We start from the raw sequence: 18,035 nt of genomic DNA on the forward strand, positions 1-18,035 counted from the left end.
CACCTATCGGTTATTCTGTCTGTTAAAGAGCGGTGCTGACTGGCTTGTTTCGTTTGCGTCGTCAGCTGAGGAGGCGAACTATACGCCCCGACCCCCACCCCCGTCAACGCCTTTTTGCAGAAAAACCGCAAAAAATGCGCCGCCCGGCAAAAATCAGCATGCAAGCGTCTGAATAAAAACAACTTACCCGATGGACATTTTTGGCAACCCACCCCGCTCCCCCGCCCGCTACGTCGCTTCCGGCCCAGCGGCTCCGCGCCGAAAATGCAAAAAGCCGGCAATTTCGCCGGCTTTTTCAGGGTGAATGCCATTTCTGGCGGGTTGGCCAGGCTTCGGCCAACCTTGGTTCGCGTTCAGCTACGGTAGTCGGCGTTGATGCGCACGTAGTCGTAGGAGAAGTCGCAGGTCCAGACGGTGGCGCTGGCCTGGCCTTGCGTTGAGGGGATTCCGCAAGAAATCAGCCGCGATCCGGCAGGTGGAGAAAACCAGTTATTTAGGACGCGAAGTTCAAATGGTCTGCTTGGCTACCGCCGGTGCCTCCGGGCGATGCCGGTAGCGCTGCGCCAGCACCGCGCACACCATCAGCTGGACCTGATGGAACAGCATCAGGGGCAGCACGATTGCACCCACGGCGTGGCCGGCGAACAGCACGTTGGCCATCGGCACCCCGCTTGCCAGACTCTTCTTCGAGCCGCAGAACACGATGGTGATCTCGTCTTCCTTGTTGAAACCAAGCTTGCGCGCCGCGGTGCGTGTCGCGAACAGCGCCAGCGCCAGCAATACCCCGTTGACCACCAGCAGCCCGGCCAGCGCCTTCACCGGCGTGTTGTGCCACAACCCCTGGATGACGGCCTCGCTGAACGCCGTATACACCACCAGCAGGATCGACCCCTGATCGACGAAACGCAGCAGCGCCTTGTGGCGTTCCACCCAGCCACCGATCCAGCGCCGTGCCACCTGACCGGCCAGGAAGGGCAACAACAGTTGCACCATGATGTCGATGATCGAGTGCCAGGAGGTGGAGCCACCGCTGTGCGAAACCACCAGCACGCTGACGAGGAGCGGAGTCAGGACGATGCCGATCAGGCTCGACGCCGATGCGCTGCACACTGCTGCCGGCACATTACCGCGCGCCATCGAGGTGAAGGCGATGGAGGACTGCACCGTGGCAGGCAGCGCGCACAGGAACAGCACGCCCAGGTAGAGGTCCGGCGTCACCAGGGGGGACAGAATGGGTTTGAGCGCAAAGCCCATCACCGGGAACAGGATGAAGGTGCACGCGAACACCAGCAGGTGCAGCCGCCAGTGCGTTGCCCCGGCGATCACCGCTTCGCGCGACAGCTTCGCGCCATGCAGGAAGAACAGCAGCGCAATCGCGGCATAGGTCACCTTGCCGAACACCACGGCCGTTTGGCCTTCGCAGGGCAGGAAAGTGGCCAGCAGCACGGTGATGACCAGCGCCAGCGTGAAGTTGTCGGGGAGGAAACGGGGTCGTGCCACGGGGTGCTCCTGATGATCGCTTGCGAGAGCAGATGCTGCCCTCTATTCATTGGCGTTATTTTTGCTGCCAGCCGATATAGAATTCAAATGGATTTATCTGATCAATTCATTCAATTTCTGCATGAACATCTCGCTACGCCAGCTGCGCACCTTCCTTGCCGTTGCCCGGCACCGTAGTTTCAGTCGTGCCGGTGACGCGATCGGCCTGTCGCAGCCGGCGGTCAGCCACGCGCTGCGCGAACTGGAGGGCGAGCTGGGCCTGAAGCTGCTCGACCGCACCACCCGCGACGTGGCACTGACCGAGGCGGGGCAAAGCCTGGCCGGCACGCTGGAGCGGCTGCTCGACGAACTGGAAGGCTGCCTCGCCGAGACCCGCCAGCTGGGCGAAACCCGCCAGGGGCGGGTGCGGGTGGCGGCCAGCCCGACCATTTCGGCCAACCTCATGCCCTCGTGCATCGCCCGCAGCTCCGAGCGCCATCCCAAGCTCTCGCTGACGCTACGCGACCAGGTGCAGCAACTGGTGCTCGCCAGCGTGCGCAGCGGGGAAGTCGATTTTGGTGTGATCATCGACCCGCTCGGTGCCGACGACCTGTATTGCGAAACCATCCTGCAGGAGCCGTTCTGCCTGGTCTGCCGGGGCGATCACCGCTTCGCCGGAAACGAGTCGGTTGCCTGGAGCGAACTCGCCGGCGAGCCACTGGTGCTGCTCGACTACGCCTCGGGCAGCCGGCCGCTCATCGACAAGGCCTTCGCCCAGCAGCAGGTGAGCATGGAGGTGGCGCAGGAACTCGGGCATTCCACCACCGTGTACCGCATGATCGAGGCCGGCATCGGCATCAGCGTGCTGCCGATCCTGGCGCTGCCCTTGCCGGAAGCCAGCGATCTGGTGGTGCGGCCGCTCACCCCCGCCGTCGAGCGCTCGCTGATGCTGGTGCGTCGCAAGAATCGCTCGCTGTCGCCGTTGGCCGAAACGGTGTGGACGCTGATCAGCGAGGTGGCCGCCGAGTTTGCCGCCAGCCGCGCCTGGCCGTGAGATGGCTGACTCCGCCCTCCTTGCGGATGCAGCCCGCCTGGAGGGATGGAGCCCTATCTGGACTGATCCAAAAGACACTCGGCAGCCTGTTCACTCTGCGGTACAGCGGCGTGGTGGTCACCGCCAGCCCTGCTCGATACGGTGGCGAGGAAGAGGCATGAGCCGCCGAGGAAAACACTACACTACAAAACACTTGCCGAACGATTTCACCCTGCGCTTGCATCTACCGCTTGAATCCGGAGTCCTCTACATCAATGGCCGCCCCGCCGGTGAGGTGCCGCCACGGTCCGTCTTCCGACCATCGCGATGACGAAGGCGTGATCGGGTACCCGACAGGTTTGCCCTGCCCCCGGAGCGGCGGGGAGTAGTGTGATGATCCACCGGCTCCAGCTTGTGCTGGTCGTACTGATGGTCGCCCTACTCGGTGGCTGCCGCTCGCTGCCACCGGGGTCGGATGTTGCCAAAACCCCTTCCTCGGCGTTGGCTCACCCCGAGGAGACCCGGCTTGGCCGGCTGTTTGGCCAAGCGGCGCGGGAACATGAGGGCCGCTCCGGTTTTCGCATCATCCCGGTCGGCGCCGACGGCTTTCTGACCCGCATGCAGATGATCAACGCCGCCGAACGCTCTCTCGACCTTCAGTACTTCATTTTCCGTGGGGATGAAACGGGCCGGCTGCTTACCGGAGCGGTGCTGCGCGCGGCCGATCGCGGGGTACGCGTACGCGTGCTGATCGACGATGCCGAAACGGAGGCCGGGGACGAGCAGATTACCCGTCTGGAAGCCCATCTTTCGGTCGAGATTCGTCTCTTCAACCCGTTCTCGTATCGCGGCCATTCGAAGCTGTTCCGATCCATCGAGTTCATGTTCAACGCCTCCCGCCTCGACTACCGGATGCACAATAAACTGCTGGTCGTGGACAACGCCGTGGCGCTGATTGGCGGGCGCAACATCGGCGATCAATACTTTCAGATCAACCCCCAGTCCCAGTTCGCCGACGAGGATGTCTTTGCCGCCGGGCCCATCGTCCCGCAGCTCTCGGGATCTTTCGATGAGTACTGGAACAGCCCCCTGGCGATCCCGGTTGAGGCGCTGGCCGGCAAGAAACCCTCGCCTGCCGAATTGAATGAGCATCGCGATGCCTTGAACGAACAGCATCAGGAGTTGAGGGCAGATGGCGTCGACTACGTCAGGCGGGTAGCCACCGGCGAGCCCTTTGCGGGGATGGTCTCCGGCCGCTTGCCGCTGACCTGGGCGCCGGCGCAACTGGTCTACGACAGCCCCGACAAACGCAAGGTGGTGAAGGGCGCGATGGTGGGGCAACTGATGCAGCGCCCGGTGGCCAATACCACGCTCGCGGTGCAATCCGAATTACTGATGGTGACGCCCTACCTGATCCCTGGGAACGAAGGCATGCGCCTGTTCCAACAGCTACGCCAGCGCAACGTCCGAGTGCGGATTCTCACCAACTCACTCGAATCGACCAGCGTATTGCTGGCTCATTCCGGCTATATGCATTACCGGGTGGCCCTGCTCGAGCAGGGCGTGGAGCTTTATGAGGTGCGATCGTTGCTGGGCAACGCCAAAGGCAGCGGCCAGAGCGCGGCGATGTCCCGTTTCGGCAATTATTCGCTGCACGCCAAACTGTTTGTGTTTGACCGCCGGAAGGTGTTCATCGGCTCGATGAATTTCGATCAGCGCTCGATGCATCTCAATACCGAGATAGGCCTGATCATCGACAGCCCCGCCCTCGCCCGGCAGATTGCCCTGCGTTTCGACGCCATGGTGCAGCCCGTCAACTCCTACCGGCTGGCACTGCGGCCCAACAAAACGGGGAAGGCTCCCGCTCTGGTGTGGCGTACCGAGGAAGACGGCAAGGCCGTTGAGTACGACGAAGAGCCGGCCCGCAGCGCCAGGGAAAGAATCAAGGCCCATACGCTTTCTCTGCTGCCACTGGACAAGGAACTATGAAGCCGAGATACGCCGGGGCGGTATTGATGCTGGGGCTGCTATGGCAGCCCGCGGCGCGTGCGGAGCCCCCCGCCGCAGTGCAAATGGAAGTGAGTTTTCTGCTCGGCTATATCGAAGGCTCCGGCTGCCAGTTTTATCGCAATGGCTCTTGGCACGACGCCAAAACGGCGCAGGCGCATATACGCGACAAATACCGCTATTTGGTGGCGCGAAACCGGATCACGACCACCGAGGACTTTATCGAACGGGCCGCCACGGCAAGCAGCCTGAGCGGCCAGCCGTACCAGGTGCGGTGCAACGGTGGGGCGACCGTGACAAGCCGACAATGGCTGCACGAAGAGCTGGCGCGGCTTCGGACTTATCACTGAAACGAAACACTTGCGCTGCGTCAAACAAAGCTGTCCCGCAGCAGGTATTGCCGCCACGCCCCCCTCTATAGTGATCTGGACTGCATCGGATTTGGAACCGTTGCAGCCATCCAGAGAAGGAGGAGCGTGCCTCCATTGGAGCAGTCCATCCAACAGAAAGGAAAAACATGAAGACCAAGAAACTCATGACGACTGCTTTGATCTCCGCCGGCCTGGCTTGCACTCTGCCGGCTGTCGCGGCGTCCACGCTGGAAAAGGTTGCCGCGAGCAACAAGATCACCGTGTCTTACCGTGAAGCCGCCGTGCCTTTCAGTTATTTTCCCGGTACGGACAAAGCCGTGGGGTTTTCCGTGGATCTGACCAACGCCATCGTCGATGATGTGCGCAAGAAGCTGAAAAAGCCGAACCTCGAAGTGGCCACCATTCCGGTCACCTCGCAGAACCGCATTCTCCTGCTGGTGGACGGCACCTACGACCTGGAGTGTGGCTCGACCACCAACAACGCGGCGCGCGGCAAGGACGTGGCGTTTGCCATCAGCCACTTCTATGCCGGCACGCGCCTGCTGGCGAAGAAGACCGCCCATATCACGAGCTACGCCGACCTGGCCAAGAAGACAGTGGCCTCGACGGCGGGCAGCACCAACGAGAAGGTCATCCGCCAGTACAACGCCGACAACCACCTCGACATGCAGTTCGTCCTGGGCAAGGACTACGGCGACGCCTTGCAGCTGGTGGAAAGCGATCAGGCGGTGGCGCTGGCGCTCGACGATATCTTGCTGTTTGGTCTGAAAGCGAATGCCAAGAACCCGGATTCGTTCGAGGTGGTGGGGGACGCGCTGCAGGTGGAACCGTACGGCTGCATGCTGCGCAAGGACGATCCCGAGTTCAAGAAGCTGGTGGACGGCACCCTCGCCCGCCTGATGAAATCGGGCGAATTCACGCGGCTCTACAACAAGTGGTTCGAGTCTCCGATTCCCCCCAAAGGCATGAACCTGAACATGCCGATGGGCGCACAGCTGAAGGCCAACCTTAGCGCGCTCAGCGACAAGCCGGCTCAGTAGAAACCACCTCGGCGACGGGCACAGCGGCAATGAAAAGGCCGGCTCCCAAGAACCGGCCCGCGGGCATCGTCCCGCTCAGGACTTCAACGACAGCCCTTCCGCCACCGTGAACCCCTCCAGTTCCGGCTCGGCCTCCTCCGCCACCGCTTCCACCAACGGGGTTGGCTCGCGCAGCTCCGCCTGCAGTTGTTCCCGGTTGCAGGCCTTCTCCCACAGCGCGACCACCAGCGAGCACACGATGTTGCTGATGATGCTGGTCAGCGCGCGGGCTTCGGACATGAAGCGATCGATGCCCAGGAGCAGCGCGATACCGGCCAGGGGGATGTCATGCACCACAACCAGGGTGGCGGCCAGTGCCACGAAGCCGCTGCCGGTGACGCCGGCCGCGCCCTTGGAGGACAGCAGCATGATGCCGAGCATGATCGCCGTCTGCTGCCAGGAAAGATCGATATTGCAGGCCTGGGCGATGAACAGGCTGGCGAGCGACAGGTAGATCGCGGTGCCGGCCAGGTTGAAGGAGTAGCCGGTGGGCAGGACGAAACCCGCCACGCCCTTGCTGCAGCCCAGTTTCTCCAGCTTCTGCAGCACGCGCGGCAGCACCGGCTCGGTGGAGGAGGTTCCCAGCACCACCAGCAGCTCTTCGCGGAAGTACTGGAGCGTGCGCCACAGGCTGAACCCGCTCAAGCGGCACAGGCCACCCAGCACCACGACGACGAAACCGATGCAGGCCACGTAGAAGGTCAGGATCAGCTGGCCCAGCGAGGCCAGCGAGTGCACGCCGTATTTGCCGACGGTGAAGGCCATGGCGCCGAAGGCGCCGATCGGGGCCACTTTCATCACGAAGTTGAACACGCGGAACAGGATTTGCGACATGTCCTCCAGCCAGGCCAGCAGTTTGTCGCCGCCCTTGCCGCTGGAGGCCGACAGGGCAAACCCGGTCAGCACCGCCAGCAGCAGCACCGGCAGCACCTCGCCCTGGGTGAAGGCGCCGACGAACGAGTCCGGGATCATGTGCATGAAGAAGTCGACGACGTTCAGCTCCTTGGCGCTATGGGTGTACTTGGCAATGCCGCTGGTATCGAGCTGACTGGGGTCGATGTTCATCCCCGCCCCCGGGCGGATCACGTTCACCGCCGCCAGGCCGAAGCCCAGCGCCAGCAGCGTCAGCATCAGGAACAGGCCGAGCGTCTTGCCCAGGATACGCCCGAGCTGACTCTTGTCGCCCAGCGAGGCGATGCCGATGGCGATGGTGCAGAACACCACCGGCGAGATCATCATCTTCACCAGCTTGACGAAGGCGTCGCCCAGCGGTTTGAGCGCGGCGCCCTGGCTCGGGAAGAAGTGACCGAAGGCGATGCCGATCACGACGGCAATGATCACCTGCAGGTATAGGGATTTGAAAATCTTGGCTTGCATGATGTGTCTCCTCACTCTCTTTCTTGTCGGTTCAGCCGGCTTTTTTCCAGACCGTTCCGGGAATCAGCACCTGGCCGCTGAACAGCGGCCGGGCGGTTCTGACGATGCCGACACGACGGATGACGGGGGGCTCTCCGTCCGCGGCGGCGGGCAGTTCGACCTGCGTTTCCAGCTGGCCGGAGGGGTGTTCGATGGCGATGCGGCCGGGTTGATCGGCCCGGCGCCGTACCAGGCGCGACGCCACCGAGCCGGGAATCAGGCAGGCGGCAGCCACGCACAGGGCGCCGGTCACGGCGTGGGCGGCATGACAGGCCCAGGGGGTGAAATAGCGCGAGCTGATGCTGCCGTCCTTGGCCGGGGCGGCCAGCACGGCGATCTTCGGCAACACGCTGGCGCTGACATCGCCCAGCCCCATGCGGCGCGCGGCGGCCTGGCGCACGGCTTCGAGCCGGGCCAGCAGAGCAGCGTTGGCATCGAGCTCGGCCTTGCTTTCGTGGCCGCTGATGCCCAGGTCGGCGGCCGCCACCAGCACGATGGGGGTGGAGAAGTCGACGCAGGACACCGCGATGCCGTCCACGATGTCGAGCGCCTGCCCGGTGGGCAGCAGCTTGCCGGTCTTGGCGCCGGCGGCGTCGAGGAAGTTGAGCACGATGCCGGCGGCGGCACCGGGCACGCCGTCGATGTGCACTTCGCCTTCGTAGGTCACTTCACCGCTCGGCGTCGGCACCAGCGCCTCGATCACCTTGCCGGTGTTGACGTTGAAGATGCGTACCGGCGTCACCGGATCGATCGCCGGCACCAGCCCCTGCTCGATGGCGAACGGGCCGACGCCGGACAGCATGTTGCCGCAGTTGGGGTTGGTATCGACCGCGCGCTGGCTGACCGAAACCTGGGCAAACAGGTAATCGACGTCGATGCCGGGGCGCTGCGAGCGGCTGACGATGGCCACCTTGCTGGTCAGCGAGTCGCCGCCGCCGATGCCGTCGATCTGGCGCAGGTCGGGCGAGCCCATCACCGACAGCAGCACGGCGTTGCGCGTCTCCGGGTCGGCCGGCAGGTCGTCGGCCAGGAAGAACGGGCCTTTGGAAGTGCCTCCGCGCATCAGGAGGCAGGGAATGGGGGTCAACATGGATCGGCTCCACCACAGGCGTTGAATCAGTGACTGGATTGTGGTGAAAAGCCGATAGAAAGTTAAATGCATTTATTTATTGAATTATTGCATTTTGGTCATTTATTCGCCATCGACGAGCAATCGGACCGGATTTTTCGCCGAGAAATTCTGCATTTGACGAAATATGAAAGAAATTGGCGGCTTGGCGCAGCGGCCCGCAGGCGGCACCGCGAGCAAGGGCAACGCCCCGCTCAGGCCCGCCGGGCTGGGGCGCTGCGGCCGGGGAGCGGGGACGCCCCCTCCCCGCCGCTCAGCCCGGCTTCGGCCAACCTTGGGCCTTATTTGACCGCCGCGACAAACGCCGCGAACGCCGCCACCAGCCGGTCGACATCGGCTGGCGTGGTGTCCGGGCACACCAGGATCATGTTGTGGAACGGCGTGATCAGCAGGCCGCGGTTGAGCAGGAACAGGTGCACGATGTGCTCCAGTTCGCTGTCGAGAATCCGCTCCGCCTCGCTGCCGTTCTGCGGCGGCGTGGCGGTGAACTGGAACTCGGTGCGCGCGCCGATGCGGGTCACGCACCACGGCAGCCGCTGCTCGTCGATGACGCGGCGCAGCCCTTCGGCCAACCTTTCGGCCAGGCCGAACATGTAGCGGTAGGCGTCGTCGGTCATCACCTCGGCGAGGTTGGCGCGCATCGCCGCCATCGCCAGCAGGTTGGCGGTGAGCGTGGTGCCAATGCCGCTGTGGCCGGGCGGCGCCTTGCGCTTGGCGGCCTCGGCCTGCCGGGCCAGCTCGGCGCTGAAGCCGTACACCGCGCACGGCACGCCGCCCGCCACCGGCTTGCCGACCACCAACAGGTCCGGCTGCAGGCCGTGGGCGCGGCTATAGCCGCCGGGGCCGCTGCTGATGGTATGGGTTTCGTCGATCAGCAGCAGCGTGCCGTAGCGCCGGCACAGGGCCTGCGCCGCCGGCCAGAAGCCCGGCTGCGGCAGCACCATGCCGATGTTGGTCATGGCCGGCTCGGCCAGCAGGCAGGCCACCTGACCGTCCTGCAGCGCGGCTTCCAGCGCCGCCAGATCGTTGAACTCCACGCTGCGCGTGTGCCGGGTGATGTCGTACACCTGCCCCAGCAGGCTGTCGCGCGTTTGCGGCCGGCCGTCCACCAGGTCGACGAACACGTCGTCCACCGTGCCGTGATAGCAGCCGTTGAAGATCAGTACCTTGCTGCGGCCGGTGACGGCGCGCGCCCAGCGGATGGCGAAGCGGTTGGCGTCGGACGCCGACAGCGCGAACTGCCAGTACGGCAGGCCGAAGCGGCGCTCCAGCTCCTCGGCCACCCACACGCCGTCCTCGCTCGGCAGCATGGCGGTGTAGCCGCGCTCGGCCTGGCGGGCGATGGCCGCGGCCACCGGCCTGGGGCTGTGGCCGAACATGGCGCCGGTGTCGCCGAGGCAGAAGTCGACGTAGTCGTGACCGTCCACGTCCTGAAAGCGCGCACCCTGCGCCGCCGCCACATAGAGCGAAAACGGCGTGGACCAGTCGTCCATCCAGTGCAGCGGCACGCCGAACAGCAGATGGCCGGCGGCGGCGGCCGACAGCTCGCGCGAACGCGGCATGCGGGCGATGAAGGCGTCGCGCTCGGCGGCGTACAGCGCCTGCGCCTTGTCCCAGTCGATGCCGTGGCGGGTGGTCATGGGTGTCTCCTTAGTCTTGCTTGTTTTGTGCCGGCAGCGGCCAGGATTGGCCGCAAGCCGTGAATTCATTCCATGCGGCGTGGAGAAGCTGTTTACGATCTAGCGAGCTAGAGCGAGACAAGGCGAAAACGGAGGGGCGCGGAATTGACATGGAATCAACGCGCATCCCTGCATCGAACGCTCGCCGTATCGCCGCCACGCAGCCGATCCTGACCAGGTTCTTACACGTGCAGCTGCAGGTGCTCTCTTTCCCAGGCGGTGATGGCGCGGTTGAAGGTTTCGAATTCCTTTTCCTTCACCGCGCAGAACGCCTGCACGAATTCCTCGCCCAGGATTTCGGCCAGCTCCGGACAGTCCTGCATCCGTGCCACCGCGTCTTCCAGGCTGCGCGGCAGCTCGTAGTCCATGTCGTAGGCGCTGTCGCTCATCGGCGCCGACGGCTCCAGCCGCTTCACCATGCCGAGGTAGCCGCAGGCCAGCGTCGCCGCCATCGCCAGATAGGGATTGACGTCCACCCCCGGCAGGCGGTTTTCCAGCCGGCGCGCGGCCGGGCCGGACGGCGGGATGCGGATGCCGCAGGTGCGGTTGTCGTAGCCCCAGCGCACGTTGATCGGCGCCGCGGTGTGGCGGCTCAGGCGGCGGTAGCTGTTGACGTAGGGGGCGAACATCGGCATCGCCTGCGGCAGGTAGTGCTGCATGCCGCCGATGTGCTGGAAGAACAGCGCGCTGGCGCTGCCGTCCGGGTTGGAGAAGAGGTTGTCGCCGCTTTCCCGGTCCACGATGCTCTGGTGGATGTGCATGGCGCTGCCCGGCTCGCCCTCCATCGGCTTGGCCATGAAGGTGGCGAAGATGTTGTGGCGATAGGCGGTTTCGCGCACCGCGCGCTTGAACAGGAACACCTGGTCGGCCAGTTCCAGGGCGTCGCCGTGGCTGAAGTTGATCTCCATCTGGCAGGCGCCCACTTCGTGGATCAGCGTCTCGACGTTGAGCCTGGCCGCCTGGCAGAACGACGACAATTCCTGGAAGAACGGGTCGAAATCGTTGACCGCGTCGATGGAAAACGACTGGCGCCCCACTTCGGAACGGCCGGCGCGGCCCGACGGCGGCCGCAGCGGCTCGTGCGGGTTGGTGTTCTGGCGGATCAGGTAGAACTCCATCTCCGGCGCCACCACCGGGCACCAGCCGCGCTGTTCGTACAGCGCCAGCACACGGCGCAGCACCGCGCGCGGCGAGATGCCGACCGGGCGGCCGTCGAAATCCTCGCAGTCGTGGATCACCACCGCCACCGGTTCGATCGCCCACGGCACCAGGCGGATGGTGGCCGGATCGGGCCGGCACACCATGTCCGGGTCGTTGGCGCCGACAAAGCGCTCGAATTCGGCGAATTCGCCGTTGACGGTGATGGTGAGCACCGCCTTCGACATTTTCATGCTGTCCTCGGCCAGAAACAGGGCCTTGGGCACGATCTTGCCGCGTGCCACGCCGGTCATGTCCGGGATCACGCACTCCACCTCGTGGATGGTGTGCTCGCGGATGAAGCTGGCCAGTTGTTCGTTCATGGTCGTTCTCCTCTGGTACGCGTCCTTTGGTTCCCGTCCTGGTAAACAGAAAACCCCGGCAGAATGCCGTTGCTGCCGTTCATCGTAGATTTGATCAAATATCAAAGTCAACATTTGATCAAATTCACGATCGCACCATCGGCCGCTCTGGTATGCTGGCGCGATTCCGCCTTTTGCCCACCGACATGAAGACCCGCCACGCCTCCACCCTGCAGGACGAAACCTACGACACGCTGCGCCATTGGCTGATGCTGGGGCGCTGGCTGCCGGGCGAGCGGCTGAAGATCAAGCCGCTCGCCGACGAACTGGGGGTCAGCCCGATGCCGGTGCGCGCCGCGCTGCAGCGCCTGGCGGCGGAAAAGGCGCTGCAGAACGTCCCCAACTGCGGCGCCATGGTGCCGCGCCTGACGGTGGCGCAATTCGACGACATCCTGCACAACCGCATCCTGCTGGAAGGCGAGGCGGCGTCGCTGGGGGCGCAAAGGTTGGCCGAAGACCAGCGCCAGGAACTGGTCGCGCTGTGCCGGGCCATGGACGCGGCGATCGCCGCCGACGACGTCAAGGCCTACCTCGACGCCAACGAATGCTTCCATCGGCTGCTGTACCGCGCCGCCGGCTCGCCGCTGCTGCTGTCGCTGATCGAGACGGTGTGGCTTTACGTCGGTCCGATCTCCAACCAGCTGCACCAGGACCTGGCGGTGTGGAAGACCATGAACGATGCGCACCGCGCCCTGGTCGCGGCGCTGCTGGCGGGCGACGCCGAAGGCGTGCGCGCGGCCATCGCGGAGGATCTGCGCAGCGCCGGCCGCTACCTGCGCCAGCTGTGCACGGCGGATGCGCCCGCCGGGTGACGCCCGCCCGCGCCGCCGGTTTGCCCCGCGCCCTCCCCTGGCAGCAACTCGAGCCGGCACGACCGCCCTGTCCGCCCCACATCGCGCTCACCTATACCTACACCATCATGGTGCCATCTGTTTTCGCCCGGTATTGCGCTGCATCAACCCCATGCCGGCCGCGTAGCGCCACAATGGAAAACACCGCCAAGCGCATCATCGCGGCCGCCGCCGAGACGCCACGACCGCGCCTGGCGGCAACCGGATAACAGGCCCAACAGGAGTGCTCACGAGTGGCAAAGTACGGCAACAGGAACGGGCTCTTCATCGCACTCGCCTTGCTGGCTGCCGCGCTCGCCGCCGGCTATGGCTGGCTGAGGCTGCACAACAACACGCTGCCGGCCGACCTGGCCTCGGGCAACGGCCGCATCGAGGCCACCGAAGTGGACATCGCCACCAAGATTCCCGGGCACCTGACCGAGGTGATGGTCAAGGAAGGGGATCTGGTCAGCGCCAACCAGGTGCTGGCGCGCATGGACACCCAGGAACTGCAGGCCCAGCTGCGGCAGGCACAGGCCCTGGTGCAGCAGGCACGGGAGGACGCGCGCCAGACCGAGGCGCAGGTGCGCCAGGCCGAGCAGGGAGCACGACGGATTCAGGCCCAGGTGCGGCAGTCGCAGGAAGCAGCGCGGCGCGCACAGGCCACCGTCAGTCAGCGCGACAGCGAGCTGGCGCTGTCGCGCCAGACCCTGGCGCGCTCGGTCGAGCTGGCGGCCAAGGGCTTCGTCTCCAGTCAGAAACTCGACCAAGACCACGCCTCGCTGCAGACCGCCGAAGCCGCGGTGCAGTCGGCCCGCGCCGGCGCCACCGAGGCCGAAGCCGCCATCGCCGCCACCCAGGCTCAGCAAACCGAGGCCGAGGCAGGCATCGCCGCGGCGCGGGCGCGGGTCACCTCCGCGCAGCAGGCGGTGGCCGTTGCCCAGGCGCGGGTCGAGCAGATGCAAGTCAACCTTGACGAGAACACCCTGCGCACCCCCATCGCCGGGCGCGTGCTCTACCGTCTGGTGGAACCCGGCGCGGTGCTGGCGGCGGGCGGCAAGGTGCTGACCGTGCTCGACCTGACCGACGTCTACATGACCATCTTCCTGCCGACCGAACAGGCCGGCCGCGTCACGGTGGGCAGCGACGCCCGCATCGTGCTGGACGCCGCGCCGCAGTACGTCATCCCCGCCAAGGTGTCGTTCGTCGCGCCGCGCTCGCAGTTCACCCCGCGCGAGGTGGAAACCCGCACCGAGCGCGAGAAGTTGATGTTCCGCGTCAAGGTGCGCATCGCCCCGGCCTTGCTGCAGCGCTTCATGGAGCGGGTCAAGACCGGCCTGCCGGGCGTAGCCTACGTGCCGCTCTCGCCCGAGGCGCAATGGCCGGAACGCCTGCAGGTCAAGCTGCCCAAATGAGCGCACCGTCCAGCGTCGCCCGGGTGGCCGGGCTGACCCACCGCTACGGCAGGACGCTGGCCCTGGAGGACGTCTCACTGGCGATTCCCGCCGACTGCATGGCGGGGCTGATCGGCCCGGACGGCGTCGGCAAATCGACCCTGCTGGCGATCCTGGCCGGCGCGCGCCGCGTCCAGGGCGGCACGGTCGCGGTGCTGGACGCCGCCGACATGACGCGCGCGCGCCAGCGCAGCCGGGTGCAGCCGCGCATCGCCTACATGCCGCAGGGGCTGGGCAAGAACCTCTACCCCACCCTGTCGGTATTCGAAAACGTCGACTACTTCGGCCGCCTGTTCGGCCAGGCGCGCGCGGAGCGGGAGGCACGCATCGCCGAGCTGCTGCACAGCACCGGGCTGGCCGAATTCCGCGACCGCCCGGCGGCCAAGCTCTCCGGCGGCATGAAGCAGAAGCTCGGACTGTGCTGCGCGCTGATCCACGACCCCAGCCTGCTGATCCTGGACGAGCCGACCACCGGGGTCGATCCGCTGTCGCGGCGCCAGTTCTGGCACCTCATCGACCACATCCGCCGCCGCCGTCCCGGTATGAGCGTGCTGATCGCCACCGCCTACATGGACGAAGCGGAACAGTTCGACTGGCTGGCGGCGATGGACGCCGGGCGGGTGCTGGGCAGCGGACGACCGGACGAGCTGAAAGCCCGGACCGGTTGCGACACGCTGGAGGAAGCCTTCATCGCGCTGCTGCCGGAGGAGCAACGCCGCGCCCACCGCAGCCTGGTCATCCCGCCGCGGCCGCCGCAGGACACCGGCTACGCCATCGAGGCGGAAAGGCTCACGCAGCGCTTCGGCGATTTCACCGCCGTCGACGACGTCAGCTTCCGCATCCGGCGCGGCGAGATATTCGGCTTCCTCGGCTCCAACGGCTGCGGCAAGACCACCACCATGAAGATGCTGACCGGCCTGTTGCCACCCAGCGCCGGGGAGGCGCGGCTGTTCGGCAAGCCGCTGGATGCCCGCGACCTGGATACGCGCACCCAGGTCGGCTACATGTCGCAGTCGTTCTCGCTGTACAGCGAGCTCACCGTGCAGCAGAACCTGGAACTGCACGCCCGCCTGTTCCAGCTCGCCGCCCGCGAGATTCCGTCGCGCCTCGACGCCCTCTGCCGGCGCTTCGGCCTCACCCCCTACCTCGCCGAGCGCGCCGGCGCGCTGCCGCTGGGCATCCGCCAGCGCCTGTCGCTGGCCGTGGCGGTGGTGCACGAGCCCGCGCTGCTGATCCTGGACGAGCCGACCTCCGGGGTGGACCCGGTCGCGCGCGACGAATTCTGGCAATTGCTGATCGAACTCGCGCGCGAGCGCGGCGTGACGATTTTCATCTCGACCCACTTCATGAACGAGGCCGAACGTTGCGACCGGGTCTCGCTGATGCACGCCGGGCGGGTGCTGGCGAGCGACACCCCGGCCGCCCTGTGCGCCGCCAGGGGCAGCGCCACGCTGGAAGAGGCCTTCATCGCCTACCTCGAAGAGGCCACCCGCCAGAGCGTGGAGGCCAGCCTGCCGGCGCCGGCGGACGAGGCGGTGCAAGCAAACCCGGTGGCGTCCTCCCCGTCCCATGGCGCCTTCTCGCTCAGGCGCATGCTGGGCGTCGCCCTGCGCGAGACGCTGGAGCTGCGCCGCGACCCGATCCGGCTGACGTTCTCCCTGCTCGGTTCGCTGTTGCTGATGTTCGTCCTGGGCTACGGCATCTCGATGGACGTGGAGGGACTGCGCTTCGGCGTGCTGGACCAGGACCAGACGCCGGAGAGCCGCGACTACGTGCAGAACATCGCCGGCTCGCGCTACTTCGTCGAGCGCCCCGCCGTGCTCGACGCCGCCGGCCTCGAGCGGCGCATGCGCTCCGGCGAGCTGTCGCTGGCGCTCGAAATCCCGCCCGGCTTCGGCAAGGACCTGCGCAGCGGCCGCGCCCCGGAGATCGCCGCCTGGGTCGACGGCGCCATGCCCTTCCGCGGCGAAACCATCCGCGGCTACGTGGAAGGCATGCACACGCAGTACCTGCGCGACCTGGCGCAGCAGGGCAGCGGCGCCGCCGAGACCGCGGCTGCCGGCATCCAGGTGCGTTACCGCTACAACCAGGGCTACCAGAGCCTGTACGCCATGGTGCCGGCGGTGATGCCGCTGCTGCTGGTGCTGATTCCCTCCATCCTGATGGCGCTGGGCGTGGTGCGCGAGAAGGAGCTGGGCTCCATCACCAACCTCTACGTCACGCCCCTGTCGCGCCTGGAATTCCTGCTGGGCAAGCAGCTGCCCTACATCGCCCTGGCGATGGGCAGTTTCTTCGGACTGGTGCTGGAGGCGGTGTTCGCCTTCGACGTGCCGCTCAAGGGCAGCTTTCTCGCCTTGAGCTGCGGCGCCCTGCTGTTCGTCAGCGCCACCACCGGGCTCGGCCTGCTCACCTCGACCTTCACCCGCACCCAGATCGCCGCGCTGTTCGGCACCGCCATCCTCACCATGCTGCCGACGGTGCAGTTCTCCGGCTTCACCACCCCGGTGGGCGCGCTGGAGGGGGCCAGCTACTGGATCGGCCAGTGCTTCCCGGCCAGCTATTTCCTCACCATCAGCCGCGGCGTCTTCACCAAGTCGCTGGGCTTTGCCGACCTGGCGAGCCAGTTCCTCGCGCTGGCGCTGTTCCCGCCGGCGCTCACCACCCTCAGCCTGCTGCTGTTGCGCAAGCAGGAGAAATAGGGCCCGCCATGTCGCTGCGCACGCTCGCCAACATCTACCGCCTGGGGGTCAAGGAACTGCGCAGCCTGCTCTCCGACAAGGTGCTGCTGCTGCTCATCGTCTGGTCGTTCTCGGGGGCGATCTACGAGGCCGCCACCGGGGTCTCGCAGGAGCTGCACAACGCCCCGGTGGCGGTGGTGGATGGCGACCGCTCGCCGCTGTCGCAACGCATCGTCGACGCCCTCTACCCGCCCTATTTCAAGAAACCGGCCCTGATCAGCGAGGCCGAGATCGACCCCGTCATGGACCAGGGGCGCTATTCCTTCGTGCTGATCATCCCGCCCGATTTCCAGCGCGACCTGAACGCCGGCCGCCACCCGGAACTGCAGCTCAACGTCGACGCCACCATCGTCAGCCAGGCCTTCATCGGTTCCAGCTACATCACCAACATCGCCGCCGGCGAAATCGCGGCGTACCTGGCGCCCAATCGGCAGAGCGTGCCCGCCATCCGCCTCACCACGCGCGCCCGCTTCAACCCCAACCTCACCGGGGTCTGGTTCGGCGGCGTGATGGAAGCGATCAACAACGTCACCATGCTCACCATCATCCTGGTCGGCGCCGCCTTCCTCCGCGAGCGCGAACACGGCACGCTCGAGCATCTGCTGGTGATGCCGCTGACCCCGTTCGAGATCATGGCGGCCAAGGTCTGGGCCAACGGGCTGGCGGTACTGATCGGCGTCACGTTCGCGCTGACGGTGGTGGTGCAGCAGGTGTTGCGGGTACCCATCGCCGGCTCGGTGCCGCTGTTTCTGGCCGGTGCCGCGCTGTACCTGTTCTCGGCAGCCTCGATCGGCATCTTCCTCGGCACGCTGGCACGCTCGATGCCGCAGCTGGGCCTGCTCATCATCCTCACCATCATCCCGCTGCAGCTGCTCTCGGGCGGCGCCACCCCGCGCGAGAGCATGCCGCTGCCGGTGCAGGACATCATGCTGGGCGCGCCGACCACCTATTTCGTCAAGCTGGCGCAGGCCATCCTGTACCGGGGCGCCGGGCTGGACGTGGTGTGGCCCGACCTGCTGGCGATCGCCGCGATCGGGGTGGTGTTCTTCGTCGGCGCGCTGTCGCGCTTTCGCCGGGCCGTCACCCAGACGCAGCGCTGAGATCCTGTTCACGATCTGTCGCGAGCGGCCCTCAGCGGGGTGAAGAGCAGCGCAGAAACCGGAGTGGACAAGTAGTACATGAGGATTTCCGATCGCTGAGCGAATCGCTGCGTGCCAATCTATCGCTGGGCAAATCTAAAGATTTGCACGCGGAGATTGGC

At 66.0% G+C, this 18,035-nt stretch carries 15 protein-coding genes; 8 read left to right on the forward strand and 7 right to left on the reverse strand.

Translation table 11 applies throughout. The annotated features are described in order from the left end of the window. The 3 genes from B9N72_RS21385 to B9N72_RS04710 all read right to left on the reverse strand — a co-directional run. On the reverse strand, nt 1-311 hold a 311-nt coding region (locus B9N72_RS21385), incomplete at its 3' end, for a hypothetical protein (protein WP_234985881.1). A 42-nt stretch (nt 312-353) separates the two neighbouring features. Then, nucleotides 354-461 carry a bifunctional ornithine acetyltransferase/N-acetylglutamate synthase gene (locus B9N72_RS21565; protein WP_456107092.1) on the reverse strand — a complete coding sequence of 36 codons (108 nt, stop codon included), beginning with the start codon at nt 459-461 and terminating at the stop codon, nt 354-356. 46 nt (nt 462-507) lie between these two features. After that, nucleotides 508-1,500: a bile acid:sodium symporter family protein gene (locus B9N72_RS04710; RefSeq protein WP_085275279.1), complete on the reverse strand. Its 993-nt coding sequence runs from the start codon at nt 1,498-1,500 to the stop codon at nt 508-510. A gap of 121 nt (nt 1,501-1,621) precedes the next feature. Between B9N72_RS04710 and B9N72_RS04715 the strand changes: the two genes are divergently transcribed. The 4 genes from B9N72_RS04715 to B9N72_RS04730 all read left to right on the forward strand — a co-directional run bounded on the left by B9N72_RS04715 (nt 1,622) and on the right by B9N72_RS04730 (nt 5,930). Then, complete coding sequence (locus tag B9N72_RS04715; RefSeq protein ID WP_085275526.1) at nt 1,622-2,533, forward strand: LysR family transcriptional regulator; 912 nt, start codon at nt 1,622-1,624, stop codon at nt 2,531-2,533. A 372-nt stretch (nt 2,534-2,905) separates the two neighbouring features. Beyond that, complete coding sequence (locus tag B9N72_RS04720; RefSeq protein WP_085275280.1) at nt 2,906-4,501, forward strand: phospholipase D family protein; 1,596 nt, start codon at nt 2,906-2,908, stop codon at nt 4,499-4,501. Further along, nucleotides 4,498-4,869 carry a YfeK family protein gene (locus B9N72_RS04725; RefSeq protein WP_085275281.1) on the forward strand — a complete coding sequence of 124 codons (372 nt, stop codon included), beginning with the start codon at nt 4,498-4,500 and terminating at the stop codon, nt 4,867-4,869. The genes B9N72_RS04720 and B9N72_RS04725 overlap by 4 nt, the downstream gene beginning before the upstream one ends. 167 nt (nt 4,870-5,036) lie before the next feature. Further along, a complete protein-coding gene (locus tag B9N72_RS04730; RefSeq protein ID WP_085275282.1) occupies nt 5,037-5,930 on the forward strand; it encodes a transporter substrate-binding domain-containing protein in 894 nt (297 codons plus the stop codon). Between the two features lie 75 nt (nt 5,931-6,005). Here the strand turns inward: B9N72_RS04730 and dctA are convergent, their stop codons facing one another. The 4 genes from dctA to B9N72_RS04750 all read right to left on the reverse strand — a co-directional run bounded on the left by dctA (nt 6,006) and on the right by B9N72_RS04750 (nt 11,713). After that, nucleotides 6,006-7,346: a C4-dicarboxylate transporter DctA gene (dctA, locus tag B9N72_RS04735; RefSeq protein ID WP_085275283.1), complete on the reverse strand. Its 1,341-nt coding sequence runs from the start codon at nt 7,344-7,346 to the stop codon at nt 6,006-6,008. 31 nt (nt 7,347-7,377) lie between these two features. Beyond that, on the reverse strand, nt 7,378-8,475 hold the full coding sequence (locus tag B9N72_RS04740; protein ID WP_085275284.1) for a 4-oxalomesaconate tautomerase: 1,098 nt from the start codon (nt 8,473-8,475) through the stop codon (nt 7,378-7,380). A 320-nt stretch (nt 8,476-8,795) separates the two neighbouring features. Next, the gene (locus B9N72_RS04745) at nt 8,796-10,154 is read right to left on the reverse strand and encodes an aspartate aminotransferase family protein (RefSeq protein WP_085275285.1); all 1,359 of its coding nucleotides are present in this window, start codon (nt 10,152-10,154) and stop codon (nt 8,796-8,798) included. A 221-nt stretch (nt 10,155-10,375) separates the two neighbouring features. Further along, a complete protein-coding gene (locus B9N72_RS04750; RefSeq protein WP_085275286.1) occupies nt 10,376-11,713 on the reverse strand; it encodes a glutamine synthetase family protein in 1,338 nt (445 codons plus the stop codon). 185 nt (nt 11,714-11,898) lie between these two features. Here B9N72_RS04750 and B9N72_RS04755 point away from each other — a divergent pair, with 185 nt between their 5' ends. The 4 genes from B9N72_RS04755 to B9N72_RS04770 all read left to right on the forward strand — a co-directional run bounded on the left by B9N72_RS04755 (nt 11,899) and on the right by B9N72_RS04770 (nt 17,874). Further along, the gene (locus B9N72_RS04755; protein ID WP_085275527.1) at nt 11,899-12,564 is read left to right on the forward strand and encodes a GntR family transcriptional regulator; all 666 of its coding nucleotides are present in this window, start codon (nt 11,899-11,901) and stop codon (nt 12,562-12,564) included. 272 nt (nt 12,565-12,836) lie between these two features. Continuing rightward, nucleotides 12,837-13,997, forward strand: coding sequence for an HlyD family secretion protein (locus B9N72_RS04760; RefSeq protein ID WP_085275287.1), 1,161 nt, complete (start codon nt 12,837-12,839; stop codon nt 13,995-13,997). Continuing rightward, the gene (gene rbbA, locus B9N72_RS04765) at nt 13,994-16,735 is read left to right on the forward strand and encodes a ribosome-associated ATPase/putative transporter RbbA (protein WP_085275288.1); all 2,742 of its coding nucleotides are present in this window, start codon (nt 13,994-13,996) and stop codon (nt 16,733-16,735) included. The genes B9N72_RS04760 and rbbA overlap by 4 nt, the downstream gene beginning before the upstream one ends. A gap of 8 nt (nt 16,736-16,743) precedes the next feature. Next, nucleotides 16,744-17,874: an ABC transporter permease gene (locus tag B9N72_RS04770; protein ID WP_085275289.1), complete on the forward strand. Its 1,131-nt coding sequence runs from the start codon at nt 16,744-16,746 to the stop codon at nt 17,872-17,874. The last annotated feature ends 161 nt before the right edge of the window (nt 17,875-18,035 follow it).

Origin of the sequence: Pseudogulbenkiania subflava DSM 22618 (assembly GCF_900177275.1) — a bacterium.
GTDB classification, from domain to species: Bacteria; Pseudomonadota; Gammaproteobacteria; order Burkholderiales; family Chromobacteriaceae; genus Pseudogulbenkiania; species Pseudogulbenkiania subflava.